The sequence below is a fragment of the Marinomonas atlantica genome (genome assembly GCF_001639725.1).
Taxonomy (GTDB): Bacteria; Pseudomonadota; Gammaproteobacteria; order Pseudomonadales; family Marinomonadaceae; genus Marinomonas; species Marinomonas atlantica.
In genome coordinates, this window is the sequence record NZ_LTAW01000002.1 from 261,527 (window position 1) to 284,315 (window position 22,789).

Genomic DNA, 22,789 nt, shown 5'->3' on the forward strand with positions numbered 1-22,789 from the left:
GTTTATTGTTATAAGAAAAAGTATCTTTAGGTGACGATTATGAAAATATTAGTCGGTGTTAAGCGCGTAATAGATTACAACGTAAAAGTACGCGTAAAGTCTGACAACACAGATGTGGATTTAAGCAATACCAAAATGGCGATCAACCCATTTTGTGAAATCGCAGTTGAAGAAGCCATTCGTCTGAAAGAAGCGGGTATTGCCACAGAAGTGATTGCAGTAAGCGTAGGTTCTAGTGCTAGCCAAGAGCAATTGCGCACAGCGATGGCGCTAGGTGCGGATCGCGCTATTTTGGTGGAAGCCGAAGGGACTGTTGAACCCCTGAATGTGGCCAAAGCTTTCGCCAAAATTATGGCGCAAGAAGAGGCAGGCCTAGTGATCTTAGGTAAGCAGTCTATTGATTCAGACAATAACCAAGTTGGCCAGATGTTGGCGGCATTGACGAAACGTCCGCAGGGCACATTTGCCTCAAATGTAACCGTTGATGGCGACAGTGTATCGGTTACACGTGAAATCGATGGCGGCTTGCGTACGGTTAAATTGGCACTGCCGGCGATTGTGACAACGGATCTGCGTTTAAATGAACCTCGTTTTGCCAAGCTTCCAGACATTATGAAAGCGAAGCGTAAACCACAGGATAATACCTCTTTTGCAGATCTTGGTATCGAAGTGAAGCAACATATTCAGCTTGATAAAGTGGAGGCCCCCGCAGCGCGCCAAGGCGGCGTGAAAGTCGGCTCGGTTGATGAGCTTATCCAGAAACTGAAAGATGAAGCGAAGGTGATCTAAATGGCTACTCTATTGATTGCAGAACATAATGGTACAGAATTAGCGCCTGCAACCTTGAGCGCTTTAACCGCCGCACAACAGATCGGTTCTGATGTAACGGTTCTAGTCGCTGGCGCCGACGTTAAAGCCGTGGCTGATGCGGTGGCGCAATGCGCAGGCGTGAGTAAAGTCTTGTTGGCAGAGGGCGATAGTTTAGCCCATGACTTAGCTGAAAACCTAAGCGAGTTGGTTATGTCCATGGCAAGTGATTATTCACACATCATGGCGCCGGCTAATTCTGTGAGCAAAGACACTATGCCTCGCGTGGCGGCTTTGTTGGATGTTGGTCAGCTGTCGGATATTACTGCGGTATTAAGTGGCGATCAGTTTCAACGCCCAATTTATGCGGGTAATGCGATTGCGACGGTAACATCGAAAGATGCAACGAAAGTCATTACGGTACGTGCCGCAGCGTTTGATAAAGTAGCAACAACGGGTGGTTCAGCTACGGTTGAATCCATTTCTGCACCGGAAGCAAACAGCCACACAGCTTGGGTTAATGATGAGTTGTCTAAATCTGAACGACCTGAACTAACGGCAGCAGAACGCATTGTATCTGGTGGTCGGGGTGTGGGCAGCGCCGAAAACTTTGCTTTGGTTGAAGCCCTAGCGGATAAGTTAGGTGCAGCGGTTGGGGCATCACGAGCAGCCGTCGATTCTGGTTTTGTGGCTAACGATCTGCAAGTGGGTCAAACCGGTAAAATTGTCGCGCCGAGCCTGTACATGGCATTTGGCATCTCGGGTGCCATTCAGCATTTGGCGGGCATGAAAGACTCTAAAGTCATTGTTGCGGTTAACAAAGATGAAGACGCGCCTATCTTCCAAGTGGCTGATTACGGCTTAGTGGGAGACTTGTTCGAGGTTCTCCCTGAAATGACTGAAAAACTATAACGATAACAATAAGAGGAGTGCAGTTATGCGTGAATCGATGGAATTTGATGTAGTCATCGTTGGAGCTGGTCCTTCAGGTCTTTCTACTGCCATTCGTTTAAAACAGCTTAATACTGAGTTAAACGTCTGTGTATTAGAAAAAGGCTCTGAGGTCGGTGCGCATATCCTATCCGGTGCCGTGCTTGAGCCCCGAGCCTTAAATGAATTGTTTGAGAATTGGCAGGATCTGGGCGCTCCTCTAAACACGCCGGTTACTAAAGACGAAGTCTACGTCTTAAAAAATGGTGAAGTGAGTAAAGAAATTCCCCATGCATTAGTGCCTAATTCTATGAAGAATGACGGTAACTACATCGTCAGTGTGGGCAATTTGAGTCGCTGGTTAGCGGAACAAGCGGAAGGGTTAGGGGTGGAAATCTTTCCTGGCTTTGCTGCAGCCGAAATTTTGTATCACGAAGACGGCCGTGTGAAAGGTGTCGCGACGGGTGATATGGGGATTTCTGCCAGTGGCGAACAACTGTCGACTTACATGGAAGGCATGGAATTACATGCCACGTTTACAGTGTTTTCAGAAGGCTGTCGTGGTCACTTAGGCAAACAACTGATTCAAAAGTTTTCTCTGGACACGAATGCGGATCCTCAGCATTACGCACTAGGTATTAAAGAGTTATGGCAGATTGATCCTGCAAAACATCAACCGGGTCTGGTAGTGCATGGGGCAGGTTGGCCTCTTGAAGATGCCAGTGGCGGCTTCTTCTTATATCACACCGACAACAATCAAGTCGTAGCGGGGTTAATCGTTGATCTAAACTACCGCAACCCTTGGCTTAGTCCATATGAAGAGTTTCAGCGGTTGAAGCATCATCCGTTATTCAAACAATACCTTGAGGGTGGCGAACGTGTGTCTTACGGCGCCCGTGCGATCACAAAAGGAGGCTGGAATGCCCTGCCAACCATGACCATGCCTGGCGCGATGTTAGTGGGCTGTGATGCAGGAACACTGAACGTAGCAAAAATCAAAGGCACCCATACGGCGATGAAATCTGGCATGTTAGCGGCTGAGGCAATTAGCCAAGTACTGGCTGATGACAGTCTATCTTTAGGTAAAACCTTTAGTGATGCCTTTGATCAGTCTTGGTTGAAGCAAGAGTTGTACAGCACGCGTAACTTTGCACCTGCTATGCATAAATTTGGTACGGTTTTGGGTGGCGCGTTTAACTACGTCGATCAGAATATCTTAGGGGGCAAGATGCCGATTACCCTACATGATACATCGGTTGATCACGCACAAATGCAGACGATAGCGCAAGCGAAGAAAATTGACTACCCGAAACCAGATGGCAAGTTGAGCTTTGATCGCTTGTCTTCGGTCTTCCTATCGAACACAAACCATGAAGAAGATCAGCCTTGTCATCTTACTTTAGCGGATGACAGTATTCCGACGGGCAGCAATTTAAGTCAATTTGCAGAACCTGCTCAACGTTATTGTCCTGCAGGTGTGTATGAGGTAGTCGAACAAGCGTCTGGCCCAACATTTCAAATCAATGCACAGAACTGTTTACACTGTAAAACTTGTGATATCAAAGACCCAGCGCAGAACATTACTTGGGTCACGCCAGAAGGTACAGGCGGACCAAATTACCCAAACATGTAATACAGAATTATTCCTCGCTTCTTATATCAAGCCCCGCTGTGCTAATACACAGCGGGGCTTTTGAGTGTATGGCATCAACGATTGTTAATGGTATCCAGCACGTCCCAGCAAGCCCCCAGCGTGTGGTAGTCAACTTTCCCCATTGGCGACTTTTCGTTGGTGATTTTACTGCCGTCACGGGCAACGATGCGAAACCAAGCTCCGTATTGATGATCGATTAAATGATCCCAGCTGTATTGCCAAAGTTTGTTGTACCACTGTAAGTAGACGGGTTCTTGAGTCGTCTGATATAGACGATAAGCGGCGGCAATGGCTTCTGCTTGCACCCAGAAGTATTTCTGGGCATCGGAAAACACCCACGTATCAGGAGCAAAGCCATAGACCAATCCACCAAATTCGTCGTCCCAGCCTTTTGATACCGCTTGATCGAACAAAGATTGAGCGCGCTCTTTTAACCATTTGTCTGGACTTAATTGATCGAGTTGAAGGAGTAGTTTGGTCCACTCCACTTGGTGTCCAGGTTGAAATCCCCATGGCTTAAATAAGTCATCTGGTTTATCGATATTGTATTGCCAGTCGGGTTGCCAGTTTTTATCGTAATGTTCCCAAATCAAGCCACCTGCTTGATCACACAATTCACCCGCAAAGCGTTGAGCAAGTGTCATTGCTCGGGATAAAAATCGTTGGTCGCCGATGGCACGATAGGCCGCAATAAAGGCTTCACATAGATGCATGTTGGCATTTTGGCCACGATAAGAGTCAAGTGAGGTGAGGTCTGCGGATAATTCATCGGCGTAGGCAGAGAATTCTGCTTGGTAAAAATGTGTGTCGAGCCAGTGAAAAAGATGTACTAGCTTGTCGGTTGCATCGACGAGACCAGCAAGATGTGCATGAGAATAGGCAAGTACGACGAAAGCATGACCATACGCCATAGCAGTTTTGTCTGTATCACTTCCTAGTGTCCAAGTATAATGGCCGGTTTCAGGTAAGTAGTGTTTTTGTTCTAGGTAGTCTAAGCCTTGTCTTGTCCAATTGGCATAATGATCCCCATAACCTCGGCGGTAGGCTTCAGCGTAATTGAATATAAATCGACAGGAAGAAACAAGGTGCTTGGAGTGAGGCTCAAAGACAGTTCCATCATCTAAAAAGTTTTGATAAAAACCGCCATTTGGATCCATTACAATCGGCTCATAAAACTTTAATATGCTTTGAGTGTGTTGCTGTAAAAAATCTGGCTGATCAAAATGTGGTGGCATGATAAATCCTTCGTACTCTATGACCTATGATGAGAATTGCCTAGAAGCGTTACGCTATCACTACATAACGGGACGTTTATTATTGTTAACATTAAACATCGTGCTGTGAAATAAATGAATGGCATTTTTGATGAAACGGAATTGAGTCGAATATGAGCTGGTTAAATCAATTTTTCACGACAGACGTAGATCCGTCTTTACTAGTAACAGGAGAGTATGACCCGCTGTTAGTCGTACTGTCTATATTGCTGGCGTCCAGTGCTTCGTTTTTTGCCTTACGGCTAGCGGAAACAGCACGGCATATTGTGCTGACGCGATACCGTCATATCGCGACTGTGACTGGTGCGGTTATTCTGGCTGGCGGTATTTGGAGTATGCATTTTGTTGGCATGCTGGCGTTAGATCTCCCTCATGCAATGAACTATGACTTGTTCCTGACGATCATTTCTTTATTTCCTGCCATTATTGCAAGTTATAGTGTGCTTAAGTCGCTTATATATGTACAAGAAAAGGACGCTCTGTCGTTACGTTTAACCTTAAGAAATGGTGTTATTGTAGGAGCCGGTATTGGAGCTATGCATTATTTAGGCATGGCAGCCATGGATATGCACCTTTCTATAAAGTACAACCCATATTTGTTTGTGTTATCTCTGCTGGTTGCAGTTGTGCTGGCTTGCATTGCATTGTTGGCGCGTCGCAGCATGCGGTTAATGTTTCCTAATGTCCCGACTATTCGAATTAAACTGGTGATTGCAACGATCATGGGGCTTGCGATTTCTGGCATGCATTATACTGGAATGTCCGCTGCGTATTTTATTAATGATTCCTCTATCAGTTTGCTGGTTCAGTCGAACGATAAAAATGTCGAGTTGGCGTACTCAGTATCTATTTTCTCATTTTTAACCTTCATCTTAGCGGTGAATGTGAGTTCACAGTTGCGTTACCGTCAGTTATTGATAGAGAAAACAGCCAGTGAAGCGCATACCCAAGCAGTACTGGATACCGCGACAGATGCCGTTATGACAATTAACGCCCAAGGGGTAATTCAAGAATTTAATTTATCTGCTCAGAATATGTTTGGTTGGACCGAGTGTGAAGCGACGGATCAATTTGTCGGTGTGCTTTTTCCTGATCCGACTGATGACGCTTATGATGGCTTTCTCATAGATTACTTTGATGGGCGCGAGAATAATATCGTTGGCACCAAACGTGAGCTCATGGCGTGTCATAAAGATGGTCGATTATTTCCTATTTCATTGGGTATTGGGCGTATCAATATGCCTGATGGAGAGTTGCTGTATGTGGGGTTTGCCTCAGATCTTTCGCAGCGCCGTGAAATGGAAGCGCGTATATCGAAAAGTGAAGAGCATTTAAGTTCGTTGATTCGAAATATTCCAGGTGTGTCGTACCGCTGTTTGCTGGATGAAAACTGGACGCCACTATTTGTATCTGATGCCATTGAAAAGCTTAGTGGCCAAAAAGTGGAAGATTACTTAGAAGGGCGTTTAGGTTTCGCTTCTTGGTTGCATCCAGATGATAAAGAAGCAGTCGTTGAATTTTTCGATAAAGTGGTGGGAAAGCAAGATAAATACGAACTTGAGTACCGCGTAATTCATAAAGATGGCTCTACAGTTTGGATCTTAGAAAGCGGCACTATAGTTTACGATGAGAACCGCAACGCAAAATGGCTTGATGGGGTCATGTTGGATATTACCAAACGTAAGGAAATGGAAGATGAGTTACGAGAAGCGAAACTAAAAGCGGAAGACGCAGCAGAATCCAAAGCTTCGTTTTTAGCCAATATGAGCCATGAAATACGTACCCCAATGAACGCCATCATTGGTTTTAGTAGTATTTTGCTTGATTCTTCTTTGCCGGTTGAGACGCGTAAACATTTGCAGACTATTAGTCAGTCTGCCCAGTCATTACTGCATTTGCTCAATGACATTCTGGACAGCGCTAAGCTAGAGAAGCATAAGTTGGAGCTAGAGTTGATGCCATTTCGCTTAACCTCTAGTGTTGATACAGTCATCTCGACTTTATGGTTGCAAGCAAAAAACAAAGGCTTAGAGCTTAATTTCAACATCAGCTCTGAATTGCCTAGTGTGTTCACCGGAGCAGAAGATCGTATTCGACAGGTTCTTATGAACTTAGTCGGTAATGGTATTAAGTTTACTGAAATTGGCTCTGTTACGTTGTTGGTAACACCTCTTGTTGAGCGAGATAACTGGGTGCGCTTTACAGTTAGGGACACTGGTATTGGTATCTCTGAAGAACGTGCTAATGCAATTTTTGAAGCCTTTACCCAAGCCGATTCCTCTATGAGTCGACGTTTTGGTGGTACCGGATTAGGCACCACTATTTCAAAGCAACTAGTAGAGTTAATGGGGGGCGAAATTTATCTCGAAAGTCGCTTAGGCGAGGGAAGCTGTTTTTATTTTGATATTCCTTTGCCGCCTGCAGAGCATGAAGAGGAAGCGGCGACTCAATTATTACAATTGCCGCCCTTGAAAATTTTGATTGCAGATGACATTGAAGAAAACTTAACTTTACTGGATATTCTTTTAAGCAAACAAGGTCATACGGTTTATAAGGCGAATGACGGCGTTGAAGCTTTAGAGAAATATAAATCTTTACGACCGCAGTTAGTCCTAATGGATATTCAAATGCCTCGTATGGATGGATTAGATGCCTGCAAGGGGATTCGAGAGTTTGAAGCTCACGCAGGACTAGATGAAACACCTGTGATTGCTTTGACCGCCAGCGTTCTTTTAGAAGATAGATTACAGGCCCAAGATGCTGGTATGTCAGGTTTTGCTAATAAGCCTATTGATCTGATCAAGCTTAACCAAGAAATAGCGCATGCGTTAAATCTTGAATTAGAAAGTCTTGATCCTATCTCAATCGCTAAACCTGATAATAGCCATCAATTATCAGTAGTACACGTCGCTAAAGGTATGGATTTGTGGGGCGACTACAGTGTCTTTACCAGTGAAGTGATAAAGTTTTACCATAAGCATCACACATTACTGAGTACACTTGCCCTAAGTATTGAACAGCAAGATTGGTCTTTGCTTACGGAACAAGCGCATGCATTGAAAGGCTTAACCGGAAACTTAGCCTTACTGCCGCTATACCAACAGTTTATTACCTTAGAAAGTGCTGTGGTTAATCGTCGTGACACTGAAGTCTCAAAGGTGCTAGAAGACTTGCAACAGACGTGGGATAGATTTGAGCAAGATATTGTGTTGTTAGAGTCAGAACAACAGCAAAAGGAATGTATAGATGATCAAGGAGAGGCAAGCATATTGGCCGATCAAACCATGAATAAGCTCCTAACAGAGTGGCTCTACATTACCGAGTCAGGTGAAATCGATGACGAACTGTCTCAGTCGATAGCAAAAGGAGCGCGACAGGATATTACAACATTAGTCACCCAAGCCATCCATGCCATTGATGAGTTCGAGTTTAACGACGCTGTGGATTTGATTCTACAAGCGCGTAGCCTCATCCGACAATAAGGGGAACGTATGAGATTACTTGAAAAAACTCAACCTCGCTTATTGATCGTAGATGATGAACCAGCGAACTTAAAAGTATTGCGACAGGTATTACAGGAACAGTATCGCTTGTCGTTCGCGCGATCGGGCGAAGCCGCACTAGAGCTACTGAAAACCGAAAATATCGACCTGATTTTACTGGATATCATGATGCCAGATATGACGGGCTTTGAAGTGTGTGAACGGCTGAAACAGATACCTAACACTGCCCGTATTCCTGTTATTTTTGTTACAGCGCTTAAAGAAACGATTGATGAAGAGAAAGGGTTTGCACTAGGAGCGGTGGATTACATTACGAAGCCCATTGTTCCCGCAATTGTGCGAGCGCGAGTCAATACACATTTATCCCTAGTCCAAGCGGATGTGTTGAAAGAAACACAAGTCGATTTGATCCAGCGATTAGGGCGAGCTGCCGAGTACAAAGATAATGAAACCGGTATGCATGTACTGCGAATGAGTCACTATTCTTATATGTTAGCCATCGCAGCGGGGATTGATGAGATATCCGCTAATGAACTTATGTTGGCTGCGCAAATGCATGATCTAGGCAAAATTGCCATTCCGGATAATATTTTGCTAAAGCCAGGGCGATTAAATGAGGATGAATTTAAAACTATGAAAGCTCATGCGCAGATAGGGGCTGATATTTTGTCAAACCCACGATCTTCATTAGTGGCTTTGGCCCGTTCAATTGCTATTACCCATCATGAAAAGTGGGACGGTAGTGGTTATCCAAAAGGTTTAAAGGGAAAAGAGATTCCTTTAGAAGGGCGTATAGCCGCCATTGCAGATGTGTTTGATGCGTTGACTAGCGAGCGCCCTTATAAACAGGCGTGGTCCGTTGATGAAGCGATTGCACTGCTGCAAGCGGAAGCTGGCAAGCATTTTGATCCAGATCTTGTACCGTTATTTGTTCGAGCGTTACCAGAGGTTCTAGAGATTAAAAATCGTTTTGCAGAGCAAATCCAAAAGCCTTAATAGGCTTTTGGATCATTCAAATCACATACCTTACCAAAAGCAACAAAATCCCCTCATTTCATTACAGGCCATTCACTAAACTACGGCAGTAATTTCCTGTAACAGACGCTAGTCTAAAACACATAATCTAAATAAGTGGTGTCACAATGAACAAATGGATCATTGTACTTTTGCTTATCGTATTAGTTGGGTGTTCAAAAAAGAATGATGAGAAGACAAATGTGCAAAACGGAAAAGAGTTGTACGGTTTGTACTGTGCAACCTGCCATGCTACTAGAGGGACAGGTAAGTTTTTAATTGGTGTGCCACGCATCAAAGATACTGAATTGCAGCTTAGCCAAATAGCGGACTTGATTCGTAATAAGCATTCAAAACGCGATAAAATGCCTGCCTTCCAGCAGTTAACGTCTCCGCAGGCCCACTCAATAGCATTGTATTTAAAACGAGATTTAAGGTACAAGTAAAACGGCTGTTAGATATACAGATCTAGAAAAGGCCTGTAGTGCTACGATGAGCATCAGAACGGACAATAAAAGTTGGTACACCCGAAAGGATTTGAACCTTCGACCTTCGCCTCCGGAGAGAACTGCACAAGAATACGTGTTTGCGCACTAAGACACATAAATACATATAAATCAATGATCTTGTGTTAAATGAGATTTTTATATTGTGCGTATTAAAAAACATATAGGTGCTATTTATGGTCACATAATGAGAATGGTGACTTTGCAATTTTGTGTGGGTTTCAGGAATGCTTCATCTGATATTTTGATCTCAGATGTCAGCTTGGAGAGGAATTTCACGGGGAACTTTTTCGGGGTTCCCTGTAACCACAACATTATCTCCAAAGCTTTCCACCACCACTTGGCCAGGTGCCACCCATCACGTTATTGTTTAATCTGACTTTCAGGATTAATGGCTGCATTTCATCCAATCCAGCACCTATGAGGTATGGGGGACATTGTCATTAAAAAGCCCCCCGAGCCCTTTTTATAAAAATGTTCTAACCTGAGTGAGTTGCTAGCATTGAAAGTCCTTTTATCAAGAAATAGTGTCGGGAGTGAATATGTATTATATCGGTGTTTGTCGTTATTTCGCGACGGGTGAAGGTGTAACAATTTATGTCGTCAGTGGAAGTGAAGAAGCAATTCGAGAAGCTATTCCTGAATTTTATCTTCAAGGGTTGACCCTTTTAACGCCTACTGATTGGCTCAAAGCTGGTGAAGGAGAATGCACAAATGAATATTACCAGTCGGATGCAGAAGTGCTAAAGGTCTATTTGCCGATGTTATGGAAGCAGATTGAAGAGGTGGCATTAGGGCGAGGCTGTTATCCGGATTTTTTTATGAAGTATCACTTTAACTATTCTTAACTTCAGTCGGAACTCATGAGGTATATGGCAAAGAGGATAACGACCATGCAATCTGTGAGATTTAAATGTATTTTTGACGCCCTCTGCGAATATTCAGAAATGACTGAGAATCTTAAACGCCGCGCAGAACTCATGATTAGAGCGAGAGATTTGATCAAGGATGCCGGTGGTGTACTTGTTGAAAATGATGCGGAGCAGTCCTCTGCGGTATTCAAAGTGCCAACAGAAAATTACGATCTGCTAATGGATCTACTGGATGACTTAATGCTTGAGAGTATCGTCCATTTTCGCAGAGACTCAGAAGAGGTAGAAATTCTTATAGATGATCTGTGAGAGTTTTACGGGCCACCGCCATTTCAGGCTAGAACAAAAGGGGGCAGCACTATGACTTTCATTGAATCAATCATGCAGGGCGATACGAGTAGTATCATTCTAGTTTGAGTGTCTTGCCCGTAACGTACTCATTCCTTTGAGGTGTGTCATGCAGTCCAATATTCGTAAGTGGGCCAATTACGCTGGCACCATCATCCTAGCCATCATTAGTGGGCTAGGTTAAACCAAAATCTAACGCAAGCTGAAGTAGCTAAACGAAGCGGATTAACTAAGTTTGTAGTGGGGCAAGTTAAAAGGGCGGGCGCAGCGAAAAAACGCTGGAGAGCTACCTTTTGGCGCTTGATATACTCGGTCAGCTAAATAACTTTGTATTGCCGATGCTGATATCTTCGATTCAGCTATCTAAGCTGAAAAGCAACATAAGACAAAGAACATCTAGAACGACTAATTGAGTAAGCTCTACTTATCTCTCATAGTTGCTTTCTCAAATTCCACTACTAACTTCATTTGATCTTGTAACGCATTGATCAAATATCCTTTCGGATTATCCAGCCGCCTAAGCAAAGGAAACTGCGATTAAGTCCCCAATATGAGACAATACCCATCTGACCTTTACCGCATGACCGAACGACATGAACCAGCTCTCATTCGCCGATACCGAATTCACCAGTAAACGCCGTAAAACCCGTAAAGAGCTTTTTCTTGGCCGGATGAATGAGCTGATTCCATGGCTGCAACTTGAAGCTCAAATTGAACCGTTCTACCCAAAAACTGGCAAAGGTCGGCGTCCATACCCTCTCGCTACCATGCTACGTATTCATTTTATGCAGAACTGGTACAACATGAGTGATCCTGCAATGGAAGATGCACTCTACGAGATCACCTCAATGCGGCTGTTTGCTGGCTCATCCTTAGAAGGTGCGATCCCAGACCACACCACCATTATGAATTTCCGTCACCTGCTTGAGAAACATAAACTGGGTCGTAAACTCTTCAAAGAAGTAAACAAATGGCTGTCGAACTCAGGCATCTACTTTGAAGAAGGAACGATCGTCGATGCGACGATCATTGAGGCAGCAAGTTCCACCAAAAATAAATCCAATGCGCGTGATCCCGAAATGCACCAAACGCAAAAAGGTAAGCAGTGGTTCTTTGGCCTAAAGGCTCATATCGGCGTAGATGCAAAACGAGGCTTGGTACATAGCTTCACCACCACACCTGCCAACGAACACGATCTCAACCAACTATCAGAACTCATTCATGGTGAAGAATCATTTGTCTGTGCTGACTCGGGCTATCGCGGCATAGAAAAACGCAAAGAAGCTAAGGGTAGAAGTGTGAATTGGTTAGTGGCTGAGATGCCAAGCAAGATAAACGCTTGGAAAAAGCACCCACGCATTAACAAGCAACCCATCCGGACGGAATACTTAAAAGCGAGCATTAGAGCGAAAGTGGAGCACCCATTTAGAATTTTGAAATGCCAGTTTGGATTCCGCAAGGCTATCTACAAGGGCTTGTCTAAAAATGACAACAAACTTGCCGTCCTGTTTGCACTTGGAAATCTGTTACGGGTAGATCAGATGATACGGTCTTCGCAGGGGTAATCCGTCCAAATAACGGATTTAAGGTGCTTGAAGCGCCATAAAAGCGGGAAACTGCGGCTAATTAACTCTTTTGAAGCGTTGTAGGCGGGTGAATCAAGTCAGATCAAAATTCTCTGACTTGTTCGTATATTCCTTAGGATCTATGACAAAACTTTTAACTGCTATTTCCATTATGCAGTTAAATGAGAGATCAGAGGTTTCCCTTTCAGACCCGGTAGCCAAATATATTCCTTCTTTCGCCTCGACCCGCGTTGCTAGTGAGCCAAGTCAGTCTATTTCAGAGCCGTTAAAAACAGAGGGCTTATTTAGAGAAATCACGATAAAAGATCTATTGACGCATACTTCAGGTATGACGTACTCAGGCATGACCTTTACAGGTGTAAAAACAATCTCGGATATCTTATATGAGAATGCTGGTTTTTTGAACTGGAGTGAAACGTTGGACAGTTTTGTCAATACCGCAGCAAAACTTCACCTCGCATTTCAGCCTGGTAAAGACTTTGAATATAGCCTCTCATTTGATGTGCTCGGAAGAATTATAGAGATAGTAACTGATCTAGCCTCTAGATAAGTATCTCCGGGAAAACATTTTAATCCCATTAGATATGGAAAATACAGGTTTTAACGTGACCAAAGAAAATGGTTTCTTATCAAACCTTTACACATATGAAAACGGAAATTTATTACTTGAAGAAGGTAGTTTAAAGTCAAGATACAATAATCCACCCCCCGTATTTTCTGCTGGTGGTGGCTGGTCGGACTCATATTGTGGAATTGTTTCATCAGCAGATGACTATTTTAAATTACTGGAAGTAATGCTTAATAAAGGGTCATATAAAGGAAAGAAAATCCTAACAAAGTCATCTGTTGAAAATATGATTAGAAATCATGTAGGAGGTTTAGCATATGATGATCTTGGAGAAGGGGTTGGCTATGGTCTTGGGGTTGGCGTGATTCCAGGGAGAAATGATAATTAAAACTATATATTTTGGACTGGCGCACCTTACAATAATTTGTTTTGGATTGACTATGAAAATAACGAAATAGGTTTACTTCTGAATAATACGGGACCTTACTTGCATAACAACATTATTAGCACGGTTCAAGGATTCGGTAAAAAATTTAATTGATAATTTTTAATAAAAAAATTGAAGCCAGTCTTTAAGTTTGGCTTCAATTTAATTTTCTCTATTAAATTTTTTTTTGAAAACTGATTTTATTATCTCTATTTCACCCTTGAAGGAGGTTTTTTCCCTGTATAGGAAATACCAATTGCAATCTATGCTCAAATCTTCATCATTGATTACATTGTAAAAAATGTTAGAATTATTTAATGTCCACTCTGAAAGACAGCTAATATATTCTTTATTATTGGATACTATCTTTAATATTGATGAGACTGAATCGATCTCTCTTATTGAATTGGGTGTGTGTCCACTTGGTCTAAATATTTTTTCAAACTCCATTTCTGGCTGATAGTATCTGCTGTAGGTGATGTAAGGCTTATTTGATATTTCTTCTACACTAATTTTTTTTGTTTTGAATATATCGTTTTCTTTGTTTGCAATAAATCTTAATTTGTCGGTTAGTATTAGTTCTGAATTGATCTCTTTGGATTTTGTTGGAGAGTTTGTAATAATAAAATCAACTTTTCCTTCAAGTAGAGATTTTAAAATGTAATCGCTAGAAAATCTGCATATGTCTAGCCTGTTGGATATTTCACTTGGTATCTCAGAAAGTAAATCTTCGATCTTGTCGTAGCCTGAAATTCCCCATTTTATATATTGTTCAGAACGGCTGATAACTATCGCATCTTCTTCAGCTCGCTTTGTTATATGGATAATTTTCTCAGCATCTTGCAAAAGTCTTTTTCCTGCCTCGGTCAGTAGTAGCCGTCTCCCAACAGAGTAGTATATTTTAACTGTCAACCTCTTCTCGATTTCATTTAATCGGTATGTTGCAGCGGGCTGAGTAATTCCAATAGATGATGCAGCTGCCTTTAAAGAGCCACATCGATCCAACTCTAAGATCATTTCATAATGTTTTACATCTAACATGAATACTGCTCCAAAATATAAGAACGACAAGATTACCAAATAAAATACACTATAGCGTCACAAAAGTTACCTGTCTAATGTTTGTTTTAGTGTTTTTGTTTTTTTTAAATATATGATTTTAATGTGTTTTTTAAAATCGTTTGAGCTTGATAAAAAAAACATTGTAAATGTTATTATCTTCTTATTTTTAATTTGGTTTTTAGGTTGATAGTATGAGTTGGAAATAATATATAAGACATAAAAGGAACGAGAGAAAATGAATAATATGAAAATAAGGCCTTTAGCCTTCTATCCATCATTATTGATACTTGGGGTGTTTGGGTTCCTAAGTATTTACTCAGAAGATGTTTTTATATCTGTTGCTAATAGCCTGCATGTTTGGCTTTTAGATGGATTCGGCTGGATGTATTTGATTACTGCATTTATGTTGGTTATATCGTGCATATTTGTGTATATATCTCCTATAGGAAACCTTGTTATTGGAGGTGAAGGTGCTTCAAAAATTCTATCAAAGTGGCAATGGGCATCTATAACTCTATGTAGTTCAGTTGCCATCGGCTTGCTTTTTTTTGCTTCGGCTGAGCCAATAATTAATATTTCTTATCCTTCTAAAATACTCGAAGGAAAGAGCTTGGCTGAAGTTTACACATATTCCATAAGTGCCGTATACATGCATTGGTCATTAACAACTTATGCTTTATATAGCATCCCTGCTTTGGCATTCGCAATTGCATACTATAATTATAATAAAGATTTTAGTATTTCATCGGCAATGTTTGTTGGCCGGAAACTGGTTATACATAAAAGCTTGAAGGAAATAATAGATTCAGTCGCTTTAATTGCATTGGTCTCAGGTATGATAACTTCGCTCGGAACAAGTATTTTAATGCTTGAAGGTGGAGTAAACTTTCTATTTGAAACCTCTATAGATTCAGATTACTTGGCGCTTATTGCAATGCTGGTTATGGTTTTTTCGACTATTTCTGCCGCATCTGGATTACAAAAAGGAATAGCGTTTCTTTCAAGTTGGAATACAAAAGCATTTTTGGTTTTTTCATTTTTGGTTTTAATATTAGGGCCGACGAGTTTTATTGCTCATGCGAGTCTTGATAGCTTAGCTATGTATATTAGCAATTTCGTCAATTTTAGCTTAGACACAGGTGTTATAAGAGACGACTCTTGGCCTAAAGACTGGACGGTATTTTTCTGGGCTAATTGGTATGCTTGGGCACCTATAGTAGCAATTTTCCTAGGGAAAATTTCGAAAGGATACACGGTCAAGCAATTTATGGTCTTTAACGTAGTTTTGCCAGCCATCTTTGTTTTGTTTTGGTGTGGTATATTTGGTTCTTACTCTATCTATTTGGAAATTACACAGGATGGGTTACTTTCTGACACTTTCTCTCAGAAAGGACCGGGTGCAATAATATGGCAGTTACTGGCGGACTTGCCTTTCTCAACTTTCTTCATAGCAACATTCTTAATTATATCATTCGTTTCTTATGTTACTGCCGCTGATTCTTCGATTGATGCGATATCAGGTACTTGCATAAATAATCCTGGAGAAAAGTCACCTCTTTTTATAAAGCTTATTTGGGGCGGGATAATTGCTCTTCTATCAACTGTATTAACAATAAATAGTGGATTGGATGGATTGAAATTGGTCTCAACAATAGGAGGGTTCTTTGGAATGATAATTGTTCTATTTTCACAATACTCTCTTTTGACGTACTGCTATATTAAATCAAATAAATAGTGAGGAAAAAATGAACTCAAATTTGGATTTTCTAATTGAAAACATCAATCTTGATTTGTACCCTATTCATAATAAAGGTTGTGAAGATTATAAATTGGCTGTATCAAATTTTAGAATTCAATTAGATGAATTTGGTTGTGCACATCTTCAAAATTTTATAAAAGATGAAAAACTTACTTTAATTAAAGAGCAAAGTGAAAGTGTTGCAAGTTTAGCACACTATCATGAGAATGAGATTACGCCATATGCTACTGAGGTCGATAAATCACTGGATAAGAGTCATCCTATTAATAGACTGCAAAAATTTAGTAATGGTTTTGTTGCTAAAGACTTGCTTCCAGAAGAGATGATCATTAAAAACCTCTATAAAAATGATTTTTTTAAAAGCTTTATCGCTGATTGTCTCGATCTGGATGTCATATATGAATACGAAGATCCTATAGCGGGCTTAGTTATCAATGTAATGCCGGAAGATACGGCACTGCCTTGGCATTTTGATACCAATGAATTCATCGTCAGCTTAATGACCCGTAAGCCTGAGAGTGGCGGTGAGTTTCAGTATTCGCCTAGCATAAGACAGCCAGGCAACGAAAATTATCAAGGGGTGCAAGAGATTCTAGATGGCGATATGTCCAGTGTTAAATCTTTAACGCTGGACACTGGAGATCTTCAGCTTTTTAAAGGTCGATTCTCAATGCATCGTGTTGCTCCTTGTAAAGGAACACGCTTGTGCGCACTTTTTGGTTACTCAGATAAAGAAGGTGTAATGGGAAGAGTTAAGCGAACTAAAGATGTTTATGGACGCGTTACTCAAGCTCATATTGATGCAGAGCTAAAAGTTCGTGAAGATGGGTTGGCGGGTTAATAATTTTTCAATTTGAAATTATATAATTTCTAATGGTGTATATATGCTTTACGATAGTTACGATTTTTTTAACTCTGAGATTGACATCGAACTCGAAAATAGAGTTTCTAAATATCGATTAGATAGATTAAGAGAGCAATTAGTTGCTTTCAAATTGGATGCGGTAGTTTTATTTGAACCTGTAAACATCCGTTACGCATGTGGAGTGCGTAATATGCAGGTATATTCTCAACGCAATCCAGCACGATACTTAATTGTTCCAGCTGACGGCCCTGTAGCGTTGTTTGAATACAGATCCTGTGCTCACCTAGCAAAAAATGCGGTTACGATTGATGAAATTCATCCGGCAAGCGCAGTGATGCCCCTCCATAGTGGTGATCATTCACATAGGCACGTTAACAATTTCATTAACTCGCTGAAGGACGTACTGAGTCGTTCTAAGAAAGAGTTTGGCACGATCGGTATTGAGTCGGCTCCAACAGAATTACTGTCAGCAACGATTAAAGAAGGTTTTGATGTTATCGATGCATCTCGACCAATCGAAGTAGCGAAGTCGATAAAGAGTCTTGATGAGCTTGTTCTGATCGCTCGTTCAGTAACACTCACAGAAAAAGCCATGGCTACATTAGAGTCAAGCTTGAGGCCCGGTATTACCGAGAACGAAGCTTGGGCCATTTTTAATAAAGAAGTTCTATCAACGGGAGGAGAATATGCGGAAACGAGATTATTTTCTTCAGGCGATAGAACGAACCCTTGGTTTCAAGAGTGTTCAGACAAAGTCATGGAAGCAGGTGAGCTTGTTGCATTTGATACCGATACAGTCGGTGTGCATGGGTACTACACAGACTTCTCAAGAACATTTTTGATCCCAGGTGTCGAACCAACCAGCTATCAGAAAGATCTTTACAAAACCTCTTTTGAAGAAATTGAAACAAACATCGAGTTATTAAAACCCGGTATGAGTTTTAAAGAGTATTCAGAAAAGGCATGGCGAATTCCGAAGGAGTTCCAAAAAAATAGATATCTAGCTGTTGTTCATGGGTGTGGTATGACGGGCGAGTGGCCAATAATATCTCACCATTTAGATTGGGATGATGTGGGGTATGACGGTATTATATTGCCAGGAATGACGCTATGCGTTGAATCTTATATAGGGCATGAAAATGGTTCTGAAGGGGTTAAGTTAGAAGAACAAGTACTTGTCACAGAAAGTGGTGTTAGACGAATGTCTTCTTATGGCTATGATGAGAAATTATTGAGCAATTAATTGATTTTCAAAAGAGCTCTATCTCGTTAGAAGTTCTATCGAGCTTATGCCCTGCATGCAGGGCTTTTTTTAGAATTAATTAGTAAATAAAGTTTTTGGTTTTTATATTTAATTCCCTGCTCAAGATTTTAAAAGGGCGTAAATTGCGTAGATTTATTGTTGATACAACTGCAACAGTAATATTTTTCACTGCTCTTGCTGCTTTTACAGAATTGTATTTTTCTGAAATGAATGTTGAGGAAGTATTAATTACTCGTACTTTAATGATACCGATAATGATTTTAACAGGTCGTCCTTACGGTATTTGGAGAGATTGGTTCATATCCAAATTAAATCCAAATAAGTTTTTAAGTAGAGTTATAGTGGATTGTGTTTCATTTGTTTCATTTCAAATGCCAATATATGCCGCAACACTTTTTATTGTTGGGGTTGAAGTTAGTGAAACTATAACACTTATTTTTTCAGCAACGATTGCTATGGTATTAGTTAGTCGTCCATTTGGGCTATTCCTTGAAAAGATGAGGTGTTGGACTAAATCCGATTAACTATTTCGCTTTAAAGTACTCTAATAATTGAATCAATAAACATCCCGTTGTGGATATTGCTATCACAATAAATATAAAAAAGGAGATGCTAAATGACAGTTTTGTTATACATTGATGGTAAAGACCAAGCCGCAACCCTAAATAAAACGTTTAATCGTCTTGATCCAGTGACCGGTGAAGTTGCTTCCCAAGCTGCTGCTACATCAAAAGAAAATGCCCTCGAAGCAGTTGCTGCGGCGCACACTGCATTCGCGTCTTGGAGCAACACTACACCAGCCGAACGACGTGCGTTACTTAATAAAGCTGCAGATATCATGAACAGCAAAAGCGATGAGTTTGTTGCCGCCATGATTACCGAAACTGGGGCGACAGGCCCTTGGGCAGGGTTTAACGTTTCGCTTGCTGCAGGCCATATTCGAGAAGCTGCGGCACTGACTACTCACATTAATGGCGAAGTAATCCCGTCTAACAAGCTAGGCACCTTAGCCATGTCTGTCTGTAAGCCTAAGGGCGTTTGTTTAGCGATGGCTCCTTGGAACGCTCCTGTAATTCTTGGTGCTCGTGCTATTGCAACGCCACTGGCCTGCGGTAATACCGTGATTTTAAAAAGCTCTGAGTTTTGCCCGTTAACTCACCGATTGATCGTGGACTGCTTTATCGAAGCAGGTTTCCCAGCGGGTACTGTGAATGTGCTAACTCGAAATAGCATTTCTGTCGTTGTATGGCCCATCTGACGAGCTATCCACTCTGGGTTTTCATCAGACGCTAACCATAGTGTCGCAGCGGTATGTCGCGTTTGATAAGGGCGTCGAGACTTGAGACCAAGGAGTCTAAGTAGCGGATGCCAGACACGTTTAGTGACAGTATCGCGTCTGAGCGGCATGCCATCCGGACTGCTGAACACAAGCTCTTGTTGACCTGTCATCTTATATTGATCTTGCAGTGCATCGTATACGGGCTGAGACATCTGTATATCACGCTGTGAGCCGTCGGTCTTTGTATAAGTAAACTCGTTGTTTACCCAAGTTTCACGGACGAGAATAAGGCGTTTCTCGAAGTCTACGTAGTTCCATTTCAATCCATCTATTTCGCCTGTTCGCATACCTGTAAAAAAACGAGTGACGAAATAGGGTCTGAAATCTTGTCTCACATTGCTGATAATGAGGTTAACTTCTTCAAGGGAGAAAGGCTCAATGTCGGACTTGTTAACTTTCAAGGATTTGATTCCTTTCCATGGCGATGTAAACTCGTATCGATCAGCGGCTTCATTCAAGATCATTCTTAACGGCGTCATAATTTTATTAACTGATGCTAGTTTAAGAGGGCTGTTTTTTCGCTTCGGATCTTTGGCGAGAGTTGAGCGAAAATTCAATATGTCTGCTTTAGTGATGCTGCTGATCTCTTCATTTCCAAAATGATCCAGTAGATACGCTGTCATAACGGCTCGGACGGATTTTGTGTATGAAGAGCGCCACTCGATAGTCTTCTCTGAAAACCACAGTTCAGCAAACTCTGCAAAAGTCGGTGTTGTTTGATTCGCTTTTGCATGATGCTCAATAGCAAGATCTGTATTAGCCTTGAGCATCTCTCCTTTTTTGCTTTTGGGGAAATACTCCCAGTACTTGAACGTTCCTAGAGTGATTTCAGCCTCAATCCGGTCGAGGATTTGTTTGACACGTTTTCGGTTAGCTGGTGTATCAGGAAGTTTCGTTTGTTCTCGATACCGTTCGCCGTTGTAGCGAAAATCCATTTGCAGTTTGCCTGCTCTGACGTTAATGGTTCCCATATCTCTCTCCTTATTGAAGGCCAGTCATAAGAGTTTGAATGGCAGGAGCCTTGAACATGTCTTCTTCAATTTGCTCCCAAATATAAAGGATCTTTCTCCGCCAAAAGGACGAAAATAATGAATGCCTTCAATGAGAACTGTGTCCTTAAGCTTGCGGCGAATAGTCTTAGCGTCATACTTAATGCGACCAGAAAGCTCTTCGGTTGTGAGGTATGTTTGTGACATAATACTTCTCCTGTAAGTTAAAAAGTATTTCAGAAGATATATTTGATCTTCTGTAGATCATCGTGACCTCAAAATAATCTTTTGCAAGTCTTTTTGGTTTACAGGAGGTTATTTTGAGGTTTTAAAGATGATTAAGTGTCACTTATCAAAGCTCATGGGTGAGAAGAAACTGAAGATTTCAGATGTCGCGAAAGACACGGGAATCAATAGAGGGACCATTACTCGCCTGTATCATGAGACCGCTGTTCGAGTTGAATTTGAAGTTCTAGAGCAGCTTTGCGTATACCTAGGATGCGATATTGCGGATTTATTGGAGTTAGGTACGGACGATGCTAAAGATAAAGAGGCAGACGATTGAGTTATCGTGACTGAATTTGTCAGTAATTAGCTGGTTTAACTTTGAGTAATTTAAATTTTTTATAGGTATGTGAGGCTTAACGATCAGCATCGCATATTTGGAGTGATGGGCACCAAATAGTCACTTTTTGGTCACAAGTGAAAGATAGGGCAAGAGTGACTAAAAAAAGCAAAGGCCTCTGTAATAGATTTGGATTTGGTCCGTCAAATGTTGATTACAGAGAAAAATGACAATCAATGAATCTAAAGGGGTGTTTATCTCATTGATTTTATTGGGAAGTGGTACACCCGAAAGGATTTGAACCTTCGACCTCACCCTCCGGAGGGGTGCGCTCTATCCAGCTGAGCTACGGGTGCATCAATTAGCGGCGAATTATAAGGGGTTGTTCGTAATGACTCAAGAAACATTCTTAGGTTTACGGTAAAACTTCATTTTGCGTGTTTTTAGAATCTGATTTTATGTATTTTTTGAACTAATAATGATGTTAAATTACTTTTACTGTTGTCTAACTACTCACTATGTTTTTAGAAAGGGATAACTTAGTTATGTGCGCAATGAATTTGAAATGGTATCTAGGGCTTACTGCCGTAAGTACCATGTTGGCATCGAGTCTGGCTGTAGCAGCGCCGACACTATCAAAAGCACCGACTTCTGTATGGGGGGTTGATGACCAATATACGCTGTTTAATGTACACCCTAATGAACCATCAAAAATTTTAACGTCGTTACAAATTAAAAATTTAGTCGAAGGTGATAAGCTGATTGGTATTGATTACCGCGTTGCGCGTGGTGATTTGTATGCTTTGGCAAATACTGGGCGTATTTATATGCTGGATACCCGAACAGGCAATGCCAAGCTCATCGAAGGTTCAGAGCCTTTAGCTGAAATGGCTGTTGGCCCTTATGGTTTTGATTTCAATCCAGCTGCAGACAAGCTTCGAGTGGTTGGTAATCGTAATGATAATTTACGAATCGACCCTGATAACGGTGCAAGAGTGGATTTTGATAAAGTCACTTTGGGTGTACAAACGGACCCTGCTTTGGCATTTGATAGTGAGGATCAATTTGCAGGTCAGTCGCCTGATATTGTAGCGGCAGCGTATACGTACAACCCAAATGACAGTAAGTTGACCACTAATTATGCGATCGACCGAAGAAAAGGCATGCTTTTGATGCAAGGTACGAAAGAAGGTGACTCGCCATCTGTTTCGCCTAACCTGGGTGTTTTGTACACCATTGGTGATCTAGGTATGGGGCCATTAAAAGATGCATCACTAGACATCAGTGACGTTAGTAATACAGCATTAGCCGCTGTTTTATCGGCTGGAGATGCTAAAACTCAATTGGTATCGATTGATTTAGAAACAGGAGTGGCCTCACCTATTGGCGTATTCGGCAGTGGGAGTCATGTTATTGGTATGGCAATCGAGCCATAACAAAAAGGACCTGAGATAAGC

The 22,789-nt window shown here is 41.5% G+C and carries 21 protein-coding genes and 1 tRNA gene; 18 read left to right on the forward strand and 4 right to left on the reverse strand.

Features of this window, described 5'->3' with window-relative positions; all coding sequences use genetic code 11:
- Positions 1 to 39: 39 nt before the first annotated feature.
- The 3 genes from AYW75_RS03935 to AYW75_RS03945 are packed head-to-tail and all read left to right on the forward strand — an operon-like array spanning position 40 to position 3,370.
- On the forward strand, positions 40 to 789 hold the full coding sequence (locus tag AYW75_RS03935; protein ID WP_067095683.1) for an electron transfer flavoprotein subunit beta/FixA family protein: 750 nt from the start codon (positions 40 to 42) through the stop codon (positions 787 to 789).
- Positions 790 to 1,719, forward strand: coding sequence for an electron transfer flavoprotein subunit alpha/FixB family protein (locus AYW75_RS03940; RefSeq protein ID WP_067095686.1), 930 nt, complete (start codon positions 790 to 792; stop codon positions 1,717 to 1,719).
- Positions 1,720 to 1,744: 25 nt separating this feature from the next.
- Positions 1,745 to 3,370, forward strand: coding sequence for an electron transfer flavoprotein-ubiquinone oxidoreductase (locus tag AYW75_RS03945; RefSeq protein ID WP_067095689.1), 1,626 nt, complete (start codon positions 1,745 to 1,747; stop codon positions 3,368 to 3,370).
- Positions 3,371 to 3,444: 74 nt separating this feature from the next.
- Here AYW75_RS03945 and AYW75_RS03950 read toward each other — a convergent pair whose 3' ends face one another.
- Positions 3,445 to 4,626 carry an AGE family epimerase/isomerase gene (locus tag AYW75_RS03950; protein ID WP_067095692.1) on the reverse strand — a complete coding sequence of 394 codons (1,182 nt, stop codon included), beginning with the start codon at positions 4,624 to 4,626 and terminating at the stop codon, positions 3,445 to 3,447.
- 152 nt (positions 4,627 to 4,778) lie between these two features.
- On the opposite strand from AYW75_RS03950, the gene AYW75_RS03955 reads away from it, so the two are divergent.
- The 8 genes from AYW75_RS03955 to AYW75_RS19110 all read left to right on the forward strand — a co-directional run bounded on the left by AYW75_RS03955 (position 4,779) and on the right by AYW75_RS19110 (position 13,450).
- Positions 4,779 to 8,147, forward strand: a complete 3,369-nt coding sequence (locus AYW75_RS03955; protein ID WP_067095695.1) for an MHYT domain-containing protein — start codon at positions 4,779 to 4,781, stop codon at positions 8,145 to 8,147.
- 9 nt (positions 8,148 to 8,156) lie between these two features.
- Complete coding sequence (locus AYW75_RS03960) at positions 8,157 to 9,164, forward strand: HD-GYP domain-containing protein (protein ID WP_067095698.1); 1,008 nt, start codon at positions 8,157 to 8,159, stop codon at positions 9,162 to 9,164.
- 146 nt (positions 9,165 to 9,310) lie between these two features.
- Complete coding sequence (locus tag AYW75_RS03965) at positions 9,311 to 9,628, forward strand: c-type cytochrome (RefSeq protein ID WP_067095701.1); 318 nt, start codon at positions 9,311 to 9,313, stop codon at positions 9,626 to 9,628.
- 602 nt (positions 9,629 to 10,230) lie between these two features.
- Positions 10,231 to 10,536 (forward strand): hypothetical protein, encoded by a 306-nt coding sequence (locus AYW75_RS03970; RefSeq protein WP_067095703.1) that lies wholly within the window; start codon positions 10,231 to 10,233, stop codon positions 10,534 to 10,536.
- Positions 10,537 to 10,581: 45 nt separating this feature from the next.
- Positions 10,582 to 10,869, forward strand: a complete 288-nt coding sequence (locus tag AYW75_RS03975) for a hypothetical protein (RefSeq protein WP_067095705.1) — start codon at positions 10,582 to 10,584, stop codon at positions 10,867 to 10,869.
- Between the two features lie 632 nt (positions 10,870 to 11,501).
- Positions 11,502 to 12,473 (forward strand): IS5 family transposase, encoded by a 972-nt coding sequence (locus tag AYW75_RS03980; RefSeq protein ID WP_067095708.1) that lies wholly within the window; start codon positions 11,502 to 11,504, stop codon positions 12,471 to 12,473.
- An 88-nt stretch (positions 12,474 to 12,561) separates the two neighbouring features.
- Complete coding sequence (locus AYW75_RS19105; protein WP_269447775.1) at positions 12,562 to 13,044, forward strand: serine hydrolase domain-containing protein; 483 nt, start codon at positions 12,562 to 12,564, stop codon at positions 13,042 to 13,044.
- Positions 13,045 to 13,078: 34 nt separating this feature from the next.
- The gene (locus tag AYW75_RS19110) at positions 13,079 to 13,450 is read left to right on the forward strand and encodes a hypothetical protein (protein WP_067095714.1); all 372 of its coding nucleotides are present in this window, start codon (positions 13,079 to 13,081) and stop codon (positions 13,448 to 13,450) included.
- Between the two features lie 201 nt (positions 13,451 to 13,651).
- Here AYW75_RS19110 and AYW75_RS03995 read toward each other — a convergent pair whose 3' ends face one another.
- On the reverse strand, positions 13,652 to 14,530 hold the full coding sequence (locus AYW75_RS03995) for a LysR family transcriptional regulator (protein ID WP_067095717.1): 879 nt from the start codon (positions 14,528 to 14,530) through the stop codon (positions 13,652 to 13,654).
- Positions 14,531 to 14,786: 256 nt separating this feature from the next.
- Between AYW75_RS03995 and AYW75_RS04000 the strand changes: the two genes are divergently transcribed.
- From AYW75_RS04000 to AYW75_RS04020, 5 genes are all read left to right on the forward strand, one after another.
- On the forward strand, positions 14,787 to 16,286 hold the full coding sequence (locus AYW75_RS04000) for a BCCT family transporter (protein ID WP_067095720.1): 1,500 nt from the start codon (positions 14,787 to 14,789) through the stop codon (positions 16,284 to 16,286).
- A 10-nt stretch (positions 16,287 to 16,296) separates the two neighbouring features.
- A complete protein-coding gene (locus AYW75_RS04005) occupies positions 16,297 to 17,151 on the forward strand; it encodes a HalD/BesD family halogenase (protein ID WP_067095723.1) in 855 nt (284 codons plus the stop codon).
- A 43-nt stretch (positions 17,152 to 17,194) separates the two neighbouring features.
- The gene (locus AYW75_RS04010) at positions 17,195 to 18,418 is read left to right on the forward strand and encodes a M24 family metallopeptidase (RefSeq protein WP_067095726.1); all 1,224 of its coding nucleotides are present in this window, start codon (positions 17,195 to 17,197) and stop codon (positions 18,416 to 18,418) included.
- 143 nt (positions 18,419 to 18,561) lie between these two features.
- Positions 18,562 to 18,963: an L-alanine exporter AlaE gene (gene alaE, locus AYW75_RS04015; RefSeq protein ID WP_067095729.1), complete on the forward strand. Its 402-nt coding sequence runs from the start codon at positions 18,562 to 18,564 to the stop codon at positions 18,961 to 18,963.
- A 92-nt stretch (positions 18,964 to 19,055) separates the two neighbouring features.
- Positions 19,056 to 19,697 carry an aldehyde dehydrogenase family protein gene (locus AYW75_RS04020; RefSeq protein WP_082856380.1) on the forward strand — a complete coding sequence of 214 codons (642 nt, stop codon included), beginning with the start codon at positions 19,056 to 19,058 and terminating at the stop codon, positions 19,695 to 19,697.
- On the opposite strand, the gene AYW75_RS18610 is transcribed toward AYW75_RS04020, so the two are convergent.
- Positions 19,595 to 20,749 carry a site-specific integrase gene (locus tag AYW75_RS18610; RefSeq protein WP_082856381.1) on the reverse strand — a complete coding sequence of 385 codons (1,155 nt, stop codon included), beginning with the start codon at positions 20,747 to 20,749 and terminating at the stop codon, positions 19,595 to 19,597. The genes AYW75_RS04020 and AYW75_RS18610 overlap by 103 nt on opposite strands.
- A gap of 352 nt (positions 20,750 to 21,101) precedes the next feature.
- On the opposite strand from AYW75_RS18610, the gene AYW75_RS04035 reads away from it, so the two are divergent.
- Positions 21,102 to 21,332, forward strand: a complete 231-nt coding sequence (locus AYW75_RS04035; protein ID WP_067095735.1) for a helix-turn-helix domain-containing protein — start codon at positions 21,102 to 21,104, stop codon at positions 21,330 to 21,332.
- 279 nt (positions 21,333 to 21,611) lie between these two features.
- On the opposite strand, the gene AYW75_RS04040 is transcribed toward AYW75_RS04035, so the two are convergent.
- A tRNA-Arg gene (locus AYW75_RS04040) sits at positions 21,612 to 21,688 on the reverse strand.
- Positions 21,689 to 21,886: 198 nt separating this feature from the next.
- On the opposite strand from AYW75_RS04040, the gene AYW75_RS04045 reads away from it, so the two are divergent.
- Positions 21,887 to 22,768, forward strand: coding sequence for a DUF4394 domain-containing protein (locus tag AYW75_RS04045; RefSeq protein WP_082856398.1), 882 nt, complete (start codon positions 21,887 to 21,889; stop codon positions 22,766 to 22,768).
- The last annotated feature ends 21 nt before the right edge of the window (positions 22,769 to 22,789 follow it).

Coding starts and splice junctions, on each gene's coding strand:
- AYW75_RS03935 (WP_067095683.1), top strand. CDS start 40: ATGAAAATATTAGTCGGTGTTAAGCGCGTAATAGATTACAACGTAAAA.
- AYW75_RS03940 (WP_067095686.1), top strand. CDS start 790: ATGGCTACTCTATTGATTGCAGAACATAATGGTACAGAATTAGCGCCT.
- AYW75_RS03945 (WP_067095689.1), top strand. CDS start 1,745: ATGCGTGAATCGATGGAATTTGATGTAGTCATCGTTGGAGCTGGTCCT.
- AYW75_RS03950 (WP_067095692.1), bottom strand. CDS start 4,626: ATGCCACCACATTTTGATCAGCCAGATTTTTTACAGCAACACACTCAA.
- AYW75_RS03955 (WP_067095695.1), top strand. CDS start 4,779: ATGAGCTGGTTAAATCAATTTTTCACGACAGACGTAGATCCGTCTTTA.
- AYW75_RS03960 (WP_067095698.1), top strand. CDS start 8,157: ATGAGATTACTTGAAAAAACTCAACCTCGCTTATTGATCGTAGATGAT.
- AYW75_RS03965 (WP_067095701.1), top strand. CDS start 9,311: ATGAACAAATGGATCATTGTACTTTTGCTTATCGTATTAGTTGGGTGT.
- AYW75_RS03970 (WP_067095703.1), top strand. CDS start 10,231: ATGTATTATATCGGTGTTTGTCGTTATTTCGCGACGGGTGAAGGTGTA.
- AYW75_RS03975 (WP_067095705.1), top strand. CDS start 10,582: ATGCAATCTGTGAGATTTAAATGTATTTTTGACGCCCTCTGCGAATAT.
- AYW75_RS03980 (WP_067095708.1), top strand. CDS start 11,502: ATGAACCAGCTCTCATTCGCCGATACCGAATTCACCAGTAAACGCCGT.
- AYW75_RS19110 (WP_067095714.1), top strand. CDS start 13,079: ATGGAAAATACAGGTTTTAACGTGACCAAAGAAAATGGTTTCTTATCA.
- AYW75_RS03995 (WP_067095717.1), bottom strand. CDS start 14,530: ATGTTAGATGTAAAACATTATGAAATGATCTTAGAGTTGGATCGATGT.
- AYW75_RS04000 (WP_067095720.1), top strand. CDS start 14,787: ATGAATAATATGAAAATAAGGCCTTTAGCCTTCTATCCATCATTATTG.
- AYW75_RS04005 (WP_067095723.1), top strand. CDS start 16,297: ATGAACTCAAATTTGGATTTTCTAATTGAAAACATCAATCTTGATTTG.
- AYW75_RS04010 (WP_067095726.1), top strand. CDS start 17,195: ATGCTTTACGATAGTTACGATTTTTTTAACTCTGAGATTGACATCGAA.
- AYW75_RS04020 (WP_082856380.1), top strand. CDS start 19,056: ATGACAGTTTTGTTATACATTGATGGTAAAGACCAAGCCGCAACCCTA.
- AYW75_RS18610 (WP_082856381.1), bottom strand. CDS start 20,749: ATGGGAACCATTAACGTCAGAGCAGGCAAACTGCAAATGGATTTTCGC.
- AYW75_RS04035 (WP_067095735.1), top strand. CDS start 21,102: ATGATTAAGTGTCACTTATCAAAGCTCATGGGTGAGAAGAAACTGAAG.
- AYW75_RS04045 (WP_082856398.1), top strand. CDS start 21,887: ATGAATTTGAAATGGTATCTAGGGCTTACTGCCGTAAGTACCATGTTG.